Annotated in this window: 17 protein-coding genes and 2 tRNA genes; 9 read left to right on the forward strand and 10 right to left on the reverse strand. The window is 53.2% G+C overall.

Annotated features, from left to right (window positions below; genetic code table 11):
* Nucleotides 1-18: 18 nt before the first annotated feature.
* Both GXX95_04405 and GXX95_04410 read right to left on the reverse strand, forming a co-directional pair.
* Nucleotides 19-522 carry a GNAT family N-acetyltransferase gene (locus GXX95_04405; protein NLT37383.1) on the reverse strand — a complete coding sequence of 168 codons (504 nt, stop codon included), beginning with the start codon at nt 520-522 and terminating at the stop codon, nt 19-21.
* A gap of 73 nt (nt 523-595) precedes the next feature.
* Nucleotides 596-1,159: a nitroreductase gene (locus tag GXX95_04410; GenBank protein NLT37384.1), complete on the reverse strand. Its 564-nt coding sequence runs from the start codon at nt 1,157-1,159 to the stop codon at nt 596-598.
* Between the two features lie 142 nt (nt 1,160-1,301).
* Here GXX95_04410 and GXX95_04415 point away from each other — a divergent pair.
* From GXX95_04415 to GXX95_04425, 3 genes are all read left to right on the forward strand, one after another.
* Nucleotides 1,302-1,420 (forward strand) — tRNA-Arg (locus tag GXX95_04415).
* Nucleotides 1,421-1,608: 188 nt separating this feature from the next.
* A tRNA-Trp gene (locus tag GXX95_04420) sits at nt 1,609-1,780 on the forward strand.
* Nucleotides 1,781-2,000: 220 nt separating this feature from the next.
* Nucleotides 2,001-2,393 (forward strand): carboxymuconolactone decarboxylase family protein, encoded by a 393-nt coding sequence (locus tag GXX95_04425; GenBank protein ID NLT37385.1) that lies wholly within the window; start codon nt 2,001-2,003, stop codon nt 2,391-2,393.
* A gap of 641 nt (nt 2,394-3,034) precedes the next feature.
* On the opposite strand, the gene GXX95_04430 is transcribed toward GXX95_04425, so the two are convergent.
* The 3 genes from GXX95_04430 to GXX95_04440 all read right to left on the reverse strand — a co-directional run bounded on the left by GXX95_04430 (nt 3,035) and on the right by GXX95_04440 (nt 5,378).
* Nucleotides 3,035-3,904: a VWA domain-containing protein gene (locus GXX95_04430; protein ID NLT37386.1), complete on the reverse strand. Its 870-nt coding sequence runs from the start codon at nt 3,902-3,904 to the stop codon at nt 3,035-3,037.
* Nucleotides 3,905-3,957: 53 nt separating this feature from the next.
* Nucleotides 3,958-4,887, reverse strand: a complete 930-nt coding sequence (locus GXX95_04435) for a MoxR family ATPase (protein ID NLT37387.1) — start codon at nt 4,885-4,887, stop codon at nt 3,958-3,960.
* A gap of 161 nt (nt 4,888-5,048) precedes the next feature.
* The gene (locus tag GXX95_04440) at nt 5,049-5,378 is read right to left on the reverse strand and encodes a DUF2769 domain-containing protein (GenBank protein ID NLT37388.1); all 330 of its coding nucleotides are present in this window, start codon (nt 5,376-5,378) and stop codon (nt 5,049-5,051) included.
* 380 nt (nt 5,379-5,758) lie between these two features.
* On the opposite strand from GXX95_04440, the gene GXX95_04445 reads away from it, so the two are divergent.
* On the forward strand, nt 5,759-7,036 hold the full coding sequence (locus GXX95_04445; GenBank protein NLT37389.1) for an FAD-binding oxidoreductase: 1,278 nt from the start codon (nt 5,759-5,761) through the stop codon (nt 7,034-7,036).
* A gap of 174 nt (nt 7,037-7,210) precedes the next feature.
* Here the strand turns inward: GXX95_04445 and GXX95_04450 are convergent, their stop codons facing one another.
* Both GXX95_04450 and GXX95_04455 read right to left on the reverse strand, forming a co-directional pair.
* Nucleotides 7,211-7,996, reverse strand: a complete 786-nt coding sequence (locus tag GXX95_04450; protein ID NLT37390.1) for a hypothetical protein — start codon at nt 7,994-7,996, stop codon at nt 7,211-7,213.
* A gap of 14 nt (nt 7,997-8,010) precedes the next feature.
* Complete coding sequence (locus tag GXX95_04455) at nt 8,011-8,556, reverse strand: SLATT domain-containing protein (GenBank protein NLT37391.1); 546 nt, start codon at nt 8,554-8,556, stop codon at nt 8,011-8,013.
* Between the two features lie 1,005 nt (nt 8,557-9,561).
* Between GXX95_04455 and GXX95_04460 the strand changes: the two genes are divergently transcribed.
* From GXX95_04460 to GXX95_04470, 3 genes are all read left to right on the forward strand, one after another.
* Nucleotides 9,562-9,762 carry a GYD domain-containing protein gene (locus GXX95_04460; protein NLT37392.1) on the forward strand — a complete coding sequence of 67 codons (201 nt, stop codon included), beginning with the start codon at nt 9,562-9,564 and terminating at the stop codon, nt 9,760-9,762.
* A gap of 209 nt (nt 9,763-9,971) precedes the next feature.
* Nucleotides 9,972-10,208, forward strand: a complete 237-nt coding sequence (locus GXX95_04465) for a hypothetical protein (GenBank protein ID NLT37393.1) — start codon at nt 9,972-9,974, stop codon at nt 10,206-10,208.
* A gap of 87 nt (nt 10,209-10,295) precedes the next feature.
* Nucleotides 10,296-10,637, forward strand: coding sequence for a hypothetical protein (locus tag GXX95_04470; protein NLT37394.1), 342 nt, complete (start codon nt 10,296-10,298; stop codon nt 10,635-10,637).
* Between the two features lie 184 nt (nt 10,638-10,821).
* Here the strand turns inward: GXX95_04470 and GXX95_04475 are convergent, their stop codons facing one another.
* The 3 genes from GXX95_04475 to GXX95_04485 all read right to left on the reverse strand — a co-directional run bounded on the left by GXX95_04475 (nt 10,822) and on the right by GXX95_04485 (nt 14,542).
* Nucleotides 10,822-11,823 carry a phosphotransacetylase family protein gene (locus GXX95_04475; protein NLT37395.1) on the reverse strand — a complete coding sequence of 334 codons (1,002 nt, stop codon included), beginning with the start codon at nt 11,821-11,823 and terminating at the stop codon, nt 10,822-10,824.
* Entirely contained in the window at nt 11,823-13,919 is a 2,097-nt protein-coding gene (locus GXX95_04480; protein ID NLT37396.1) for a CoA-binding protein, read from the reverse strand. Before GXX95_04480 ends, GXX95_04475 begins: the two co-directional genes overlap by 1 nt.
* 269 nt (nt 13,920-14,188) lie before the next feature.
* On the reverse strand, nt 14,189-14,542 hold the full coding sequence (locus tag GXX95_04485) for a CBS domain-containing protein (protein NLT37397.1): 354 nt from the start codon (nt 14,540-14,542) through the stop codon (nt 14,189-14,191).
* 288 nt (nt 14,543-14,830) lie between these two features.
* On the opposite strand from GXX95_04485, the gene GXX95_04490 reads away from it, so the two are divergent.
* Complete coding sequence (locus tag GXX95_04490) at nt 14,831-15,058, forward strand: ferredoxin (protein NLT37398.1); 228 nt, start codon at nt 14,831-14,833, stop codon at nt 15,056-15,058.
* A gap of 230 nt (nt 15,059-15,288) precedes the next feature.
* On the forward strand, nt 15,289-15,903 hold the full coding sequence (locus GXX95_04495) for a hypothetical protein (GenBank protein ID NLT37399.1): 615 nt from the start codon (nt 15,289-15,291) through the stop codon (nt 15,901-15,903).
* Nucleotides 15,904-16,159: the final 256 nt, after the last annotated feature.

Raw genomic sequence — 16,159 nt, forward strand, 5'->3', positions numbered from 1 at the left:
ATATACTCGCTCCCCATCTCACAGCTCCCTTGATAGCTGTTGCAGGTACGACCTGCTAAGGCGGTACACGGTCATATCAGACACGGGAGCAGCTCCCAGACCCTTGTAGAAGGCGATTGTGGGCTCATTCCAGTCGAGAACAAGCCAGTCCATCCGATGGCAATCCCTTTGATCCGCTATCTTGGCCAGGCAGGCGATCATCGACTTGCCCAGTCCTTTACCACGATGCTCCTCCACGACGAACAGGTCCTCTACATAGAGATTGGGCTTTCCCAGGAAGCCGGCGTAGGTGTGGAAGAACAACGCGAAAGCGACCGGCTTGCCGTCCAACATCCCGATCAGCGCCTCGGCACACTCGCTCATGAACATGGAGTCCCTGATAGTCTCCTCGTTCGTGACCACACCTGAGGCCAATCCCTCATAATCTGCCAGACTTCTTATGAAGAACAGGATCAAGGCCTCATCGCCCTCCCGAGCGAAACGGATGGTGAACCCGGGGACCCTCGTATTGATCTCACCCATCTCGTGGCTCAGGTCATTGGCTGCCGACCCCGTTCCAACTGCATCTCCATCATTTCTCATAACAGCACCCCCCCTACTGGAGAGGCTCCCCCCAATGGTTGCTATAGAACACATCGCCAATGGGCCTACGTTCAGGCCTGGCCCGTTGCCTCTCCTTTTGCCAGTCCGATAGAAGGCTCTCATCATCACTGGGATAGCCGCAGATGACGTAAGTGATGACCACATAGTCTGCGGGTATGTCTAGAGCTGCTCGTGTCTTCACAGGGTTGAATCCAGATATGGGGTGGGCTATAAGTCCGAGCTCGATCGCCTGCAGGATCAAATGGGCGACACCCAGGCCGCAGCCGAACTGATAATAGTCCCGCCCCTCGTTCTGGCGACAGTCCTCGGACGGCCTGGCTGACACAACGATGATGAGGGGTGCCCTCGTAGCCCAAGCATTTCCCTTGTCGAGGCACTCCTTCACCTTCTCCAACGTCTCGCCGGTGCACAGGACCACCCTCCACGGTTGATTATTGTTGCAGCTGGGAGCCAGGCGCATGGCCTCCACCATCTTCCGTATCTTCTCCTCCTCGATTGTCCTTGTGTCCAAGGCCCGTAGCGCCCGACGACGATGAACAGCGTCTATGACGTCCATAATGTTCGCCATAGAGTACAGAAACGGCCCCCTTAATGGTTGCTAGGCTACGTTATGTTCTCAGGCATCGGGGCCGGCCTGGTTATTTATATACATGACCTAGGCCAAACCTTTTATCGGAAAAGCCCTATCGAGGTTTCGCGGGCTCGTGGCTTAGCCTGGATATAGCACTGGCCTTCTACCATGAATCACATGGAAGCAAGTCAGTGGTCTCGGGTTCGAAACCTTCTCTAGAAGGCGAAATTCCCGACGAGCCCGCCAAATCCCAATCAAAACCTTCTTAAAGGCCCATAGAATCAGGGCAAGAAGATAGCACTTGAGGAATTACTGATGAAGAGAAGCTCACGCGCTTGGAAAAAGCGAGGCAAGCAGAGATGGAAGTGGCGCAAAAAGAAGATGAGGCGCCGCAAGCGGCAGCAGAAGATGCGCAAGGTATAAAGCTGAACTGTGGGGGTATGGGCTAACACGGTATACTCGCGGGCTCCAGTTATACGGGAATGAAAGGTAACGGGTTTGCTGACCAGTGATGATTGACTGGAGCGTTGACCCGTACGATTCCGACAGGGTCGCTCCCTGTCTGGTGGAAACCCGCTGATCTGGGTTCAAATCCCAGTGCCCCCACTTCCTTATCCAGTATCCGGCGGCACTATAGAACCGCCGAAAAAAGCTCTTTTTTAGTCCCTTACCATTATCAATGACTCGAGCCCCACTGGCGAGCTTGGTAGAAGTACTATGGATGCCGGCCTGAGGTTGCTCCGTTTTGGGAGGGTCAGAGAGTCAGAAGAGCCAATAAATACAATTTTATAATGGCCGCTGGAAAACCACTCATTAGGTGGTAATCATGGGCGAATATGAAGAGGCTCTGGAGGACATCAAGATAACAATGGGCTTGGTCTTGGACCAGTTCAAGGTCATCCCTAAGAATGCGGTCGCACCGGAATGGGACGAGATGAAAAAATACTCTTTTAGCGAGTCCAAGATACCCGCTAAATATCGGGAGCTTATCGGACTCGCTATCGCAGCATCGATTAAGTGTCCTTACTGCATCTACTTCCATACCAAGGCAGCCAAGATGAACGGTGCGACCGATGAAGAGATTGCCGAACTGGCATTATTGACGAGATTCACAACCGGGTGGAGCTCAATCCTGCACGCCAGCTCGATCGACTACGATAACTTCACGAAGCAGTTCGATCAGGTCGCACAGTATTTGCAGAGCAAATCGAAAGAATAAAATGATAATATCACACCCATCTTTTGAGGGGATGGGAGTGATCATTTTCACCCATGCTCATTGTTTGAGATATCCACTATCGGTCACCTCCTCCCGCAAGTAGGGTAGAGCAATATGGACCTTCGACTCCCATCAACAAGGAAGATCAATAATGTGATAGAAAGGTCGCAGAATCTCTATTACCCTGAGGTCGGAATTTTCTTTTGATTAAGATCTTAACACAAAGATATTCTGCAGAGCGTAAGCTGCAGTTTGAGGCTTGTTTTGCTGCTCGTTGTTATCAATTCGATCGATATTCCCTCATAACCAGCATTGATCCAAGGATTAACAATCCTACGAGTATGAAACCTACGCCCAGTAATTGAAGGAAGCTCGGCCAGTACTGTGACAGCACATCTCCTGAATAGGTCATCGTATTTAGCAGGAACAAATATCCGATCAGCTCGATAGCGAATCCGCTCCCTATCAACAATCCGGCAATAGATGATGCTTTCAACAACTTCCCACCTTTGATAAATGTATAAGGTTAGAAAAGTTAAAAGTTACCTCATCTTCGAACAACCATCTGATCAAGAGCACCATACAAGACAGATGATCTAATTCCTCCGTTTCTAGCTCTGATCACTTCCATAAGGGCCATGTTACCGTAACACCTCCAATATCGCCCTGGGGAGCTCACGGTAGTTCTTGACGTAGAAATGCTTGCCTTTTGTCGCCTTTGCCATCGATGTACACATATCACTGTTGCAGCCCCCATATCCCATAGGGACCTGCAGAACATGGAGCCTCGAGTACCTGGGCGCGACCTCGAGGGGATCTTCGCCCTTTGTCACCCATCCATCCGTGGCAATTATGCCCAGCCTCTCGCTGGCGACATCTTTGGACAGCTGTTGCAAACCGGTCTCTAGTGCCAGTCGGATATTGGTCGCGCCTTGGGACCGTACCTCCAGCAGCTTGTCGATGACCACTTCGATGGCCATCTCCTGGTCCATCGGCTTGATGACGTTCACCTCATTATTGAAGGTCAGGATAGCGTATTTCTCACCCCTGAGCCGATAGGCGAGAACGCCTATGGCGAGAATGGCCACCAGGATCTTCTCGCTCTGCATCGAGTTGCTGATGTCGAGCATCATGACAACCCCCCTCTCCTTGGGCTCCTTGTCGACCATGATAATGTCCTCATGGTCTGGGCATGTCTTCCCCATGATGTTCTCCATCGTTTCTTCGATCTCCATCTCGTCCAAGCCCGGCCTGAAGGTGGTGAGTCGTCTTTTTGTCGACCTTATCCCGCGGGCCGAGATCTGAGATGCTAGCTGCATCAGGATCCTGATCAGGATATCCCGGGCGACCATCTTTTGTTCCTCGTTCAGGTTCTCCTGAATGTCATAAAGGAACAAGGCCGACGACCACCTGAGGGCGGGGTTCTGGGTCGTATGTATCACTTCCCCAAAGACGGCCGGTTCCTGCAGCAGCTCAGCCAGTGTCTTCGGGCTCTCCCTTCCCATGTCCACTATGACCTCGAAGTTACCTTCCTTGAGGCCCCTCCTCAGGCGAGGAAGGGCCTCTAAAAATTTGCAGTGTGCTCCTGTTTGAGCGGTCCCTCCTGCGCTTCTACCGATATCCTCATCTCTCTGAGGACCTCGCTGGCGATCTTCCTGAGGATCTCCACCTGCTTCTCATGCGAGCCTTCCCGCAGTTCGACCTTGGAGGATAGCGACATGATGGTCGCCTTTTCCAGCATTGCTCTTCTTGTTGCGGAGTCCAGCTCGGAGATGTGCTTTGAGGTCATTCGTTGCATGACCAGAACGATATCTATCGCGCCCCTGATCGATGCCCCCCTCCTAATATCGGGGCTGGCTCGCGTGATCCGCACGATCTTGACGGCCGCTCTCACGAGGAGGTCGTCCTCGGAGCTGGTCTCCTTACGGACGATCAGCTCCTCTTCCTCCTCCGTCTGATAGTCCAGCCATATCATGACGAAACGATCCTTGAGAGCCTCACCAAGCCTGCTGGTCCCTATATATTCCTCGGGGTTCTGGGTCGCGATGATGGTAAATCCCTCCTTTGCTCTGACGGTCCCGATACGAGGAACGACGATCATCCTCTCGTCCATCGCCGGTAATAGAACGTTCTGGGTCCCCTCGGGCATCCGGTTCAGCTCATTGATGAACAGGAAGGCCCCCTCGACCATCGCCTTGTACAATGGACCCTCGATGAAAGCCTCCTTGGTGTAGCCCTTGGCCATGACGATGGATGGATCGAACCACCCTACCATCTTCTGTTCGGTATAGCGCTCATCACCGTCGATGCGGTAGATGTTGCGCTTGAAATGATCGGCTAGGGCCGTGGCTATGACCGTCTTGCCAACTCCCACCGCTCCCTCAATAAGCATGTGTTTCTCTGCCTCTATTGCATACAAAGCGTCCTGAAGCTCAGCCTTTCTCCCGATGATCTTGTGCTGCCACTGGATCTGCAATACTTCCTCTGAAACCATCTCAGTTCACCCAAAAACCATCATCGTCCCTTCTGATGAGGTCAGCAAACAACAAAAAGGTACTCTTTTTTGCTTCTGCTCCTTTGTTGGTGCCCCTTAGCTCTTTTAGCTCCTACAAGGAGGCCACCGCAGTGCCAGTGACAGCCGTAGTCGAAATTGAACTAGTATAATTTTTCGGCCCTTACACCACGTGGTATTCGCCGGTTCTTCCGCATCTCCATCTCGGAACCGATGGTACAGTAATAATTGTTGACAAGCCCTCCCTCAGCGGCCACGGGACAATCGGCACAAATGCAACCCAGCTCCTCCTTCAAGGGCTGATCGCTCTTTCCAGTTATGCAGTATAGGGTCTCCCCATGGTCCTCCGCATATTTGTTGAAGGTCGGGCATTGTGGACAGACACATGCCTTCTTCAGACTGGCCAATTTGATCTCATTGACCTCTGGATCCCCGGAGGACAGGTCATGAAGCATTTGATCGAACGGGTCCAAGCTCTCACCATGGAAAATATGGCTAACCGGCCTAGATGAATACTTCTACGATACATTTCGTAGACGGTGCTTTCACACACCTATTTTACTCCTCTTTCGGATATCGTGAAAGGACAATACGAAGGTTCATTATTATTTATGGCACAATTTCTCAAACAGACGCTCATGATGTGAACAACCCCTACGGTCATGTATGATCACGATCGTTGGATGAGGAATATGTTAGCATAGGGGGTATCGCGATCGACGAACAGGTCAAGGTTGCCAGTAGGCCGGTCCTGAATGAAGCGACCATTCAGGGCTTTAAAGCAAGCCTCCTCGGCAAGCTCATCCTTCCGGAAGACCCCAACTACAATTCTGCCCGCAAGGTGTGGAACGGGATGATCGACAAATACCCTGCCCTCATCGCCCGTTGCTTGGGGGTTGGCGATATCATCAAAGCCGTCAAATTCGCTCGTGCGAACCAGCTATTGGTGGCCGTTCGGGGCGGCGGCCACAACGTCTCAGGTAACGCCGTTTGTGATGGCGGATTGGTCATCGACCTCTCCTGTATGAAGGGAATTCGTGTGGACCCCATTGCACAGACCGCACGGGCGGAACCTGGTGTTACTTGGGGGGAGATCGATCAACAGACCCAAGCTTTCGGCCTGGCATTACCTGGAGGCATCCATTCTACGACAGGCATTGCCGGCCTCACCTTGGGTGGGGGGTATGGTTACCTGTCCCGGAAGTATGGTCTGACCATCGATAGCCTACTATCAGTCGACATCGTCACAGCCACTGGCCAGTTCCTGACGGCAAGCAAGACCGATAATCCTGACCTGTTCTGGGGGATTCGTGGTGGCGGTGGTAATTTCGGTATCGTCACTTCGTTCGAGTTCAAGTTGCACCCTGTAGGTCCAATGGTCTTGAGCGGCATGTTGCTCCATCCCCTCACGAAGGCAAAGGATTTGATGCGGTCCTATCGTGAATTTATCGCTTCGGCTCCTGACGAGCTATACTCCTTCGTTAACCTCATGACTGCACCCTACTCATCTCAGCTACCGACACACATTCAGGGAACCCCAGTAATGGCCATAGTGCTTTGCTATGTTGGACCGATCGAGGATGGCGAGAGGATGATCAGACCTCTTCGAGCTATCGGTCCCCCCGAGGTCGACCTGGTCCTTCCGAGACCTTATGTCGAGTTACAATCGATGTTGAATGCTGGGCACCCACCCGGTTGCCAGAACTACTGGAAGTCGGAATACCTTATGGGTCTGAGCGATGAGGCCATCTATATCCTGATCGATCATGTCTCCAGAAAACCCTCACCTAGGTCGAAGGTGATCGTCGTAAACCTGTTAGGTGCGGTCAGAAGGGTGAATGATGACGAGACCCCTTACAACCATCGTGCCGCCCCTTTCATCCTTAACATCAATTCAACTTGGTCGGATACCATGGAAAATGAGAAGAACATTAAATGGGCACGGGATCTCTGGAAAGCAGTGCAGCCCTTCTCTACGGGTGGAGTATATGTGAACTTCCTAATGAACGAGGGGATCGACAGAGTTCTCGCAGCCTATGGAAAAGAGAATTTCGAGCGCCTTAAAGCTCTCAAGAACAAATACGACCCCACGAACTTCTTTAGCCTTAATCAGAACATCAGGCCCAGCTGAATTATTCATTAGGATAATTGGATTAGCTCGTGAATATTTTCCACAATAAACATCGGTGAGCCCAGACATCACACCTCTCAACCCTTCCCATGGAGATCATCGATGACCAATGTAAGTGTGTATAACAAAAAAGTCCCCACCATACTGGCTTAAAAACGATCAAAGGTCAAAGCCCTACGGTCTTTTACAGATCAGGCCATAGTACGGATCCTTACTCAGATACGTGTTGGCCAGTTTACCGCACACTCGTGTACGTTCCCTTTCGAACCGTTCCAAATACTTTTTCTTTGTTTTATCGTCGAATTGTTGCCAGTAGGTTCTCTGCATCGTCGCCTGTAGATTGTCATAGGCATTTCTTAAGGACCAGAATTCTTCCTCATCCCGCAGTTGAAAGTCATTCTCGGACTCCAGATCGCGTAAGTGTGCATCAAAATCTCGAAATTCTTTCCGCTCCTCTGCATTACCCCCACGAAATAGTTGAGGATTCTGGCGCTGATGCCAATGCCATATTTCGTGACGCAATGTACGTTGGAGAAAATGCTGATCCTTAAATGCTGAATCATTCACGTTGCAGTATGGCTGGTTTTCGAGATCATCGATCCATCCTCCGGTCTGTGCGCAAGAATTCAGAGACTGGATCTTTTCAGGTTGATATCTCACGCGATCGAGGAATGGTTTGAGGTGCGGTTGTTGTCCGGCCATTTTGCTCAATGCCGTTTTGAAGGCAGTTTCACGTAATTGTCTCGCCGTTCTGTAGTTGTAGGGCCATTCCGATCGTGGCGCGTCTGGCCAGAAGAAGTCGGAACGCACACCATTAGGGCCCAAAAGCCTGTTCGCTGTCCTCAGGTCCCTATCTACTCTAATGTTCACCAACCGTCCCTTGAGAGAAGCTGCGGACCTGGGCTGAGGATCACTCTGCCCTGTGCCGAAGCGGTTCTTCAACCCGTCAAATTGACCCAATGTCACTCCTCCGATTAGATCTGCTTGATCCTCCCCGTCACTTTTCCCACCTGAAAGGTCGATGCCCGGAGGTCCTTTGAGTTCTTGTCCGATACTCCGACCCTCGCTTTCTGAGAGATCACAGGACTGGCCTCAGTTACCCTCTGCTTTTCAGCAATTAGGTCGTCGAGCATCTTGCTCAGCTCATCCGGCTGCTTCAATGATATGTCGGTTCGAGCTAACTTAAAAAATTTGTCCGCCAGGATTGACCATCCATCGCCCGCTCGCTTGTGTGCTGAGGCCTTCTCCTCTGGCTTTAGGAACGAAACCACCGCCCCGATCACGCCTGCAAGGAAGGAGAAACCGACCGCAAAGGGTATAACCAGAGCATCTGAGCCCCCACCTGCCGTTGAGGCGGTCGCGGTCCCTCCGAGAGCTCCTAACACGATCGAAAAAACACCTAGCCACCAATTGGCATTCGTCCATCTGTTGGCATCAATGAAATGACTCGCCCTTGACCTCTGGCACCGCTCCTCAAGATCTAATACATCCTTTTGAAATTCCACCATATCGAGAGCCAAAGCTCCACCCCTCCAATACCCTCATATCATTCTAAAATCTAATAATTTTCGGTTTTGATAAATATTGCCTTTATGGAGTTTAGACAATTCACATGGAGTAATAGCCCTGCCACCCTCATTTTCGTTGAGGCGATCAGAGTTACCTCAGATCGTTTGTTGCACAGCTGAAATGAAGTGGAGAGCGATATTCTTCCACCCTCGCCCTACCTAATATCGAGATCAGCTTCATCGCTCTCGATGTGATGTCCATCAGGATGACAGGTCATGCGTCAGACCCGACCTGATGCTTCGTCCGAATGTAAGGGGTCATTACCCATGGCGTGCGACCGCCATTTATTTCTGCTTAGCTTTGAAGAAAAGCCCTACAATATATTATTGTAGGAAAGAAAAAGGATGGTCCGAGGAACCTCACCCGTTGTTGGAGAGATCATCGGACGAACAGATCACTTCTTGCCCTTCGCACCCTTGCCGACCGGCGTTACGATGGCGGATGAGGCTTTCGAGGTCTTATGATCCGACCGGTTCATGTTCACTGGTGGGTCATCTGCTCCCTTCTTTTTCTTCTTCATTTGGCTCATAGTGATCTGCAATTACTTACAGATGAGGATTAAAAGTTTAGCACCTGAATATTCATTTTTCTAATGAACGTGTGAAAGTCAGCTAACTTATTCACCCTTGGCGCCCATCGCACACGAAATGATCGCCCTGATGGGAATATGTCCATACATTGCAGTTAGGCATGCTGGATTCGTCGCAAGGGCGTTGCAGTGTATGGAGGTCGGGGCGGTGGTACGGCCCCATTGGAACGTTCCAAAGGCTTTCGTCGAGTAGTTCTGTGAACGATAATAAGAAAATTATCTGTCATCGGAGAAATGCAAATTTATAAGCACATGGAACTCCAGAAATATCATCTGGGACGAGAGCCCAGGCGAGATGATGAGATTTATCCTAATGGTCAAGTTCAAGATGGGTCCAACGGAGGAGATAATCGCCCAGAACCTCGAGATGATCGAGGAAGAGGCAAAGGAGGGCATTCAGCTGATCGACATCTATTGGACCCTTGGTCGCTATGATGCGGTCGCGATCGTGGAAGCTCCTGACGTGGAAGCGGCCATGAGGATGTCCATCAGACGAAGCGAGAACCACATCATCGAGACCATGGTGGCGATCCCTGCTGTGGAGGCCAGGAGGTTCGTCGAAAGTTGACTGGGAACGATGGTCATTTTTTCAAGGAACATGGATGGCATTCGATTGATGACATTGGCCTTCCGAGCATCTAACTCTGCTAGAGAATGTGATAATCCACCCTAGGGAAGCGCGATGCGATACGCACCAAGGGTCATTTAAACGCAGGCACGCGCCAAATGAAGGGCGATAAGTGTCATTTACATCCAATGCGATTCGAGCATGTGTACATGACCGACGAGGAACTGGACGAACAACTGGGGGAATTCGTTAAGACTGCCAAGAGGGAACTATCTCGGGCCAATGAGGCCTTGGCCAGGGTCGAGGCCGAGTATCTCGAGGAGGGCGCCTGTGGCCTCGCTGACCTGATGACGATCTTGGACAGCGTCAAGTTCGAGGCCACCCGTCTTTATGTGGAGTCCGAGCGCCAGCTTCATCTTGCACCTAAAAAGAAGAAAAGGACTTAGTGTCCAGACCAAAAAGTCCTCAGGATCATCCGACTAGTAACCATTTTCATCTCAAGCGATGATTACACGTTACCGGGGAAATGGGAAATGAACGTTGATACGTTGATCGAATCCTTTTCGATGGAGGACCTGAGGTCCATACTTCGGTCAATGAGCGACGACTCCACAGGAACGCTGGACGATCTCAGGGCAAGGGTCCGCAGCAAGTATAGTAGCCTGCCGTGGAGGTCCGTGCTCACCGCCGTACCGAAGGAAAGCCTCCAGAGGATCTGCAAGGACAATAAGCTAAGGAGCGATCTGACCAAGGACGAGCTGATCGATCAGATAGTTGGGTCTCTAACTAAGCCCTCCGAAGGCAAAGGCCTCCTCAGAGATCTGGGAAGCCCCTGGATGAGGTGGAAGATGCCAGGGCAAAGAGGGCAAAGGTAGAGGGAAAATTGCACAGTGTTCCTACGACCATATCGCAGAACGCAACTTTTTATTAAACATTAAAAACAGTCATTTATTGGGCGCTCACCATCGATAGGGACTTGCTGCAAGAATGTAAGCGGCTGCTTTGTGAAATTTGTAAAAGGACCCGGCGCCCCCGCGGGGGCGCCGAGCGGGCGTTGCCTTAGTCGCCCCACACCTTGGCCAGGTCCACGTGCCGGCGGACCATCTCCGCCACCATGTCCACCTTGGCCATGTCCGTGGGATCGATCCTGGCGATCAGGTTCTCGAACATGTCCGCCGCCACCTGGGTTCCGTGGCCGACCAACAGGACCGGCACCTGCAGCTCCTCGGCCTTGGCCAGGACGTGGTTGTCGGGATATAGCCCGCCGGTGAGGATGAGGCAGGAGGTGTCCGTGCTGAGGGCGGAAAGCAGCATGTCCGACCGGTCACCGCCGGTGATCATGGCCTTCCGGTTAAGACGCCTCATCTCCTTCATGGCCGATTCCGCGGTCATACCTCCGACCATGACCTTCTCCACGCTGCGGTTGAGGCCCTCTATGCCCGCCAGGACCTCTGCGTTGAGGCCCTCGGCGATCTCCTTCACGCGCGGATAGTTAAGCTCCTCCAACGCCGGTATGTTGCCCAGGACGTCGACCCCGCCGTTCTCCACCAGCTTCTTCACCCCGGGGTTGTTGCATCTGTTCAGGATCACGCCCTTGAGCTTTTGGCCGTTGGCCTCCATGAGGCGATGGTAGATGGTGATCTTGTCGATGGCCTCCGGTGTACCGGGAGAGACAAGGATCACATCCGCGTTAAGCTCCTTGGCGATAGCCATGCCGTCCATGTGGTGCCGGGCCCCGGTGCTGAACAGCTGCGGTCCCTCGACCAGCATGAACTCGCTCTCATCCTTGACCTTCTCGAAGCCATCGATAACGCTCTGCATGCTCACGGGGTTGAAGATATCGTATTTCAGGGGGGAGAGCATCTCCTCGCTGGCTTCCAGTCCTAGCGCCGTCCTCATCATGTGGGCGTCCCTGTCCACCACGCGGTGGTTGATGCACAGTACCTCCTCGCGGAAGGGCTTGTAGTACCCCAGTTTCCCCGAGAAGTTCTTGGCCAGGCCAAGGGCGATCGTGCTCTTTCCCGAATACTCAAGCACTGAGCTTAAGAATAGTGTCCTCATCAGTTCTCCCTCCTCAATACTACAAGGGCATCTACCGCATATGTGCCCTTTCCTTCATCCCCTACCATGACTGGATTGACCTCCAGCTCTGATATCTCCGGGAAATCGAGCGCGATCTGAGATATGCGGAAGATGGTGTCCTTCAGCGACTCGATGTCCGCCGTCCTTCCTCCCCTGGCACCGGTCAATATGGGGTATGATCTTATCGACCGCACCATGGTGTCCACGTCGTGCTTGGTCAGGGGAGCGATGCGCTGGGAGACATCCTTCATTATCTCCACGAAGACCCCGCCCAGGCCGAAGGTGATGACCGGCCCGAACTGCTCGTCGCGGGTCATCCCCATTAGGACCTCCTTGCCCTTGACCATCTGGCAGATGGTTATGCCGTTGATGGTGGCACCGGGAACACGGGACCGGACCTTTGACATCATAAGCTCGAAGCTCTGGCGTACGGCGCTCTCCGAGCCGACCCCGACCATGACGCCACCGACATCGGACTTGTGGGCGATGTCGGGCGAGTCGATCTTCATGACCACCGGGAACCCTATCTTGGCGGCGGCCTGGGCTGCTGCCTCGGCGGTGGACGCTGTGATCTCCGTGGGGATGGCCACTCCATAGGCGCGCAGGATCTCCTTACCCTCGCTCTCGCTCAGGGAGGTGCGGCCGCTCCGGCGCACCGAAGCGATCACGTCCTGCACCTTCTGCCGGTCGCCCTCTACCACCACGGGGGCGGTGTCGCCGGACGCCTCCCTCATCCTCTTGTAGTGAACCATGGCTCCCAGCGCGCGGATGGCCTTGTCGGGGGAGTCGTAGCAAGGAACATTGGCCTCGTGCATCAGCTCGATTCCCACGTTGGTCTTGGTCCCTCCCACGAACGCGCCCACCACTGGCATGGACACTTTGCCGGCAAAGGATGCCACATGCTCCGCTACCGCCTTTATGTCCACCGTATCCAAGGGTGCCAGCAGAACGGCTACGCAGTTCACGTTGGGGTCCTCCATTACCGTCCGTATGGCGAACTCGTACCTGTCCGCGGTGGCGTCCCCCAGGACGTCCACGGGATTGTAGAGGTTGGCCGCTTCCGGCAGGTAGCCCTTCAGCTTCTCGATGGTGCTCTTCTCGAAAGAGGCCAGTCTCAACCCGTAGTCGGAGCAGGCGTCCGCGGCCATGACACCATGGCCGCCGGCGTTGGTCACGATCGCCAGTCCGTCCCCCTTGGGCATGGGCATGTTGGCGAAGACCTGCAGGAGGTCGAAGAGCTCGTCGATGGTGTTGACCCTGATGATATTAGCCTGATGGAACGCCGCATCGTAGATCTTGTCGCTGCCAGAGAGCGCGCCGGTGTGCGACGATGCCGCCTTGGAACCGGAGCTGGTCCTTCCCGACTTGAGAACGATGATTGGCTTGACCTGGCTGGTCCTGAACGCCTCGTTCATCAGCTCCTTGCCGCGGTTGGCCCCCTCGATGTACATCCCGATGACATTGGTATCGGGGTCATCCTTGAGAGATTTCAGCAGGTCCGCCTCGTCAATGTCCAGCTTGTTACCGACGCTGATGAACTTGGAGAACCCTACCTTGGACTTGGTGGACCAGTCCAGCATGGAGCTGCACACCGCCCCGGACTGGGAGGCGATGGCGATGGAGCCGGCCATGGGGTGGATGTTGGTGAAGGTGATGTTCATCAGGTGATGGGTGTTCATTATGCCCATGCAGTTAGGGCCGAGCACGCGCATGCCATACTTCTTGGCGATCTCGCCTACCTTGCGCTCGAGCAAACCTCCCTCCTTTCCCAGCTCTTTGAACCCGGCGGTGATGACGATGACGGCCTCCGCCCCCTTGATGCCCGACTCCTCCATTACCGAGGGGACGAGGGTGTTGGGGACGCATATCACCACCAGCTCCACCTTGCCCGGTATTGCCGTCAATGAGGGGTAGGCCTTGCAGCCAAGGATATCACTGGCCTTGGGATTGATGGGATACACCGTTCCCTTGAAATTCGATCGGACGAGGTTACTGAAGACGATATGCCCGATCTTTCTTTCATCGTTCGATGCACCGACCACCGCAATAGACTCTGGCTCGAAGAGGGCTTTCATTTAGATCGACCAAGAAATGTTGATAAATTATTTTGCGAGACTTCCGAGGTCTAATTTAAAAGTTATCTAAGGCTCCCCTCTATCGAAATCCGTTCATCGACAATCGCTGTATTTCTGCCGATTTGGTATGTGCATAATATCGTCAGGGGCGTTTTCTACAGCGACTCTAAGGGACTGCGAAAAAAGATCCGCCGGGAACTTCCAAAGGTTCTAGCGGTTGGAATGGACTGGGAGGTGCATGGGCCATATAGGCCCGCACCGGGCGAAAATCACTCGATCCTTTTGCAGCAGAAGTCATCAAAAATGTCCTTCCAGAACAGGATCCCCAGGAGACGGTTCTCATCATCCACCACTGGGAGGCGGGCGACATCATGGTCCCTCATCATCTTGACCGCTGTGGACAGCTTCGTCCCCGGATTGACGGTGTGGACCGGCTTGGTCATGACCTCCGAGATCCTCAGGTGTATGAACTTGGACCTGCTGGTCATGTAACGACGCAAGATATCCCTCTCGGTGAATATCCCTACCACGGCCTCTGTCTTGTCATCAACCACTATCACGCTGCCAATATCGTTCTCGATCATCAGCTCGATAGCGCTGATCACAGAGTCTTCTGGGATCACTACCTCTTTCTTTTGGATCATATAATCTTTGACGAGCTCGACCATACTATCGTGTTGCCGAAGGTGCCGACTTTATATAATAGTTCCCAACGGCCTCAATTGCACAAGGTGAAGGCCTGGCCGATCCGTCGATGCTCATAACAACGGTCGACGATGACCACTGTAAGGTGTTCGGCATCCTCGGCGAATATACGGCAAGGACCCTCCTCTTCACATCCTTCTCCAGAGGGTCGTCCGCTAAGGAGGAAAATGCTTATTCTTGGTGGGCGCTTATTCAGCTCCATGACCATGATAGTGGTGGTGGACCAGGGATCGTGCATCCAATGCGGCCTGTGCTACCTTGATAACTGTCCTGAGATCTTCAAGGAAGGTTCTGACGGGACTTCCGAGATCGCCGAGAAATACCGTACCGATAGCATATCTCAGGGCGAAGTGCCCAGTGAGCTAACGGACTGTGCGAAGGTCGCTGCGGATGCCTGCCCGGCGACCGCCATAAGCGTGATGGACCTGTCCTGAGCCTACCAGCGGCTCGAGGAGCGACATGGGATTACCATCGGCCTCTTCCGTTCTAACTATGATGGACATCGATGCATGCGGAGGCGACGCTCACTCCTTGAGCTCACCGTGCCCTGAGGTCACAGGGACGGCCTGGCCGACCGATCAATTAAGTATCCCGGTAGTGATTTCTGTCCAGATAACATGGGGTAAAAAATGATAATACATAGTGCGGTTGACTGGTGAGGAGAATGACATCGCCCGCTCGCATTGAACCAGTGGACATACCTCCCCCCAAGAAGGTCTCCGTTATCGTGGTATCCCTATTTCCCAAGGCCTCATGGTACAATGATTTCTACATGCCTGCGCTGGCATCATACCAGCTAGGTTTCATGTATTTCTCCGATTGCCGGAAGAGCCTGTTCGACAGCGGTACACCCAAGCAACTGAAGGACGAGGTGCAGAAGGTCATGCCCTATTTCGAGGCTGAGGGCGTCGAGGAACTATCGGAGACGCTCTACTCATGGCTGCTCGAGGAAGGCCACTGGACCCACTATCATAAGCATCCGCTGAAACGATGGAACAAAAAGAAGAGGGCCGACCCCCATCTGCTCGAGGAGATCGAGAAGAACCTGATGGACACGTCCACGCTGATACTTCTAGGCAGCGAGGTACAGAGGTGGGCAAGGAAGCAAGGTCTTCCCGAAAAGGTCCTCCCGGAAAACTACATCGAACTTCATCTTCCGACCCCCAGCGGCAAGCATGCGCGGTATTGGAGCCCGGAGAACCCCAAGGTAAGGATAAGCATCCCCCGACTGGTCGCCAAGTTAAGACCGCGCGTGAAGGAGAAGCCGAAGGAAGGCTGATGAACACCATCCTTCCTCAACATGGCCCCGGCATTTCATCCATTGTTCGGTATCGATCATACATGATCATCTAAGCCAACGACCTCTGGCAGCCGTTCATGCCCCCCATTCTTCAATGCACCTACGGAACCAAGCGGACAAAGTCTTAAGGGGAAGAGGTTCGAAAAGAAGTCGTATGATGTCATCCGAGGAGGTAGACAAGGGTCCTGAAATGGTGTTCACCCGTGCCTTCCACGCTAGCAGGAGACGCGTATGG

Source organism: Methanomassiliicoccus sp., assembly GCA_012719175.1.
Lineage (GTDB): Archaea > Thermoplasmatota > Thermoplasmata > Methanomassiliicoccales > Methanomassiliicoccaceae > UBA6.

Bases quoted from the DNA above. Each gene is read 5' to 3' on its own strand.
- GXX95_04445 (NLT37389.1), top strand. From the start codon at position 5,759: ATGATCGACAAATACCCTGCCCTCATCGCCCGTTGCTTGGGGGTTGGC.
- GXX95_04490 (NLT37398.1), top strand. From the start codon at position 14,831: ATGATAGTGGTGGTGGACCAGGGATCGTGCATCCAATGCGGCCTGTGC.
- GXX95_04480 (NLT37396.1), bottom strand. From the start codon at position 13,919: ATGAAAGCCCTCTTCGAGCCAGAGTCTATTGCGGTGGTCGGTGCATCG.
- GXX95_04425 (NLT37385.1), top strand. From the start codon at position 2,001: ATGGGCGAATATGAAGAGGCTCTGGAGGACATCAAGATAACAATGGGC.
- GXX95_04465 (NLT37393.1), top strand. From the start codon at position 9,972: ATGACCGACGAGGAACTGGACGAACAACTGGGGGAATTCGTTAAGACT.
- GXX95_04470 (NLT37394.1), top strand. From the start codon at position 10,296: ATGAACGTTGATACGTTGATCGAATCCTTTTCGATGGAGGACCTGAGG.
- GXX95_04410 (NLT37384.1), bottom strand. From the start codon at position 1,159: ATGGACGTCATAGACGCTGTTCATCGTCGTCGGGCGCTACGGGCCTTG.
- GXX95_04475 (NLT37395.1), bottom strand. From the start codon at position 11,823: ATGAGGACACTATTCTTAAGCTCAGTGCTTGAGTATTCGGGAAAGAGC.
- GXX95_04460 (NLT37392.1), top strand. From the start codon at position 9,562: ATGATCGAGGAAGAGGCAAAGGAGGGCATTCAGCTGATCGACATCTAT.
- GXX95_04435 (NLT37387.1), bottom strand. From the start codon at position 4,887: ATGGTTTCAGAGGAAGTATTGCAGATCCAGTGGCAGCACAAGATCATC.
- GXX95_04495 (NLT37399.1), top strand. From the start codon at position 15,289: ATGACATCGCCCGCTCGCATTGAACCAGTGGACATACCTCCCCCCAAG.
- GXX95_04405 (NLT37383.1), bottom strand. From the start codon at position 522: ATGGGTGAGATCAATACGAGGGTCCCCGGGTTCACCATCCGTTTCGCT.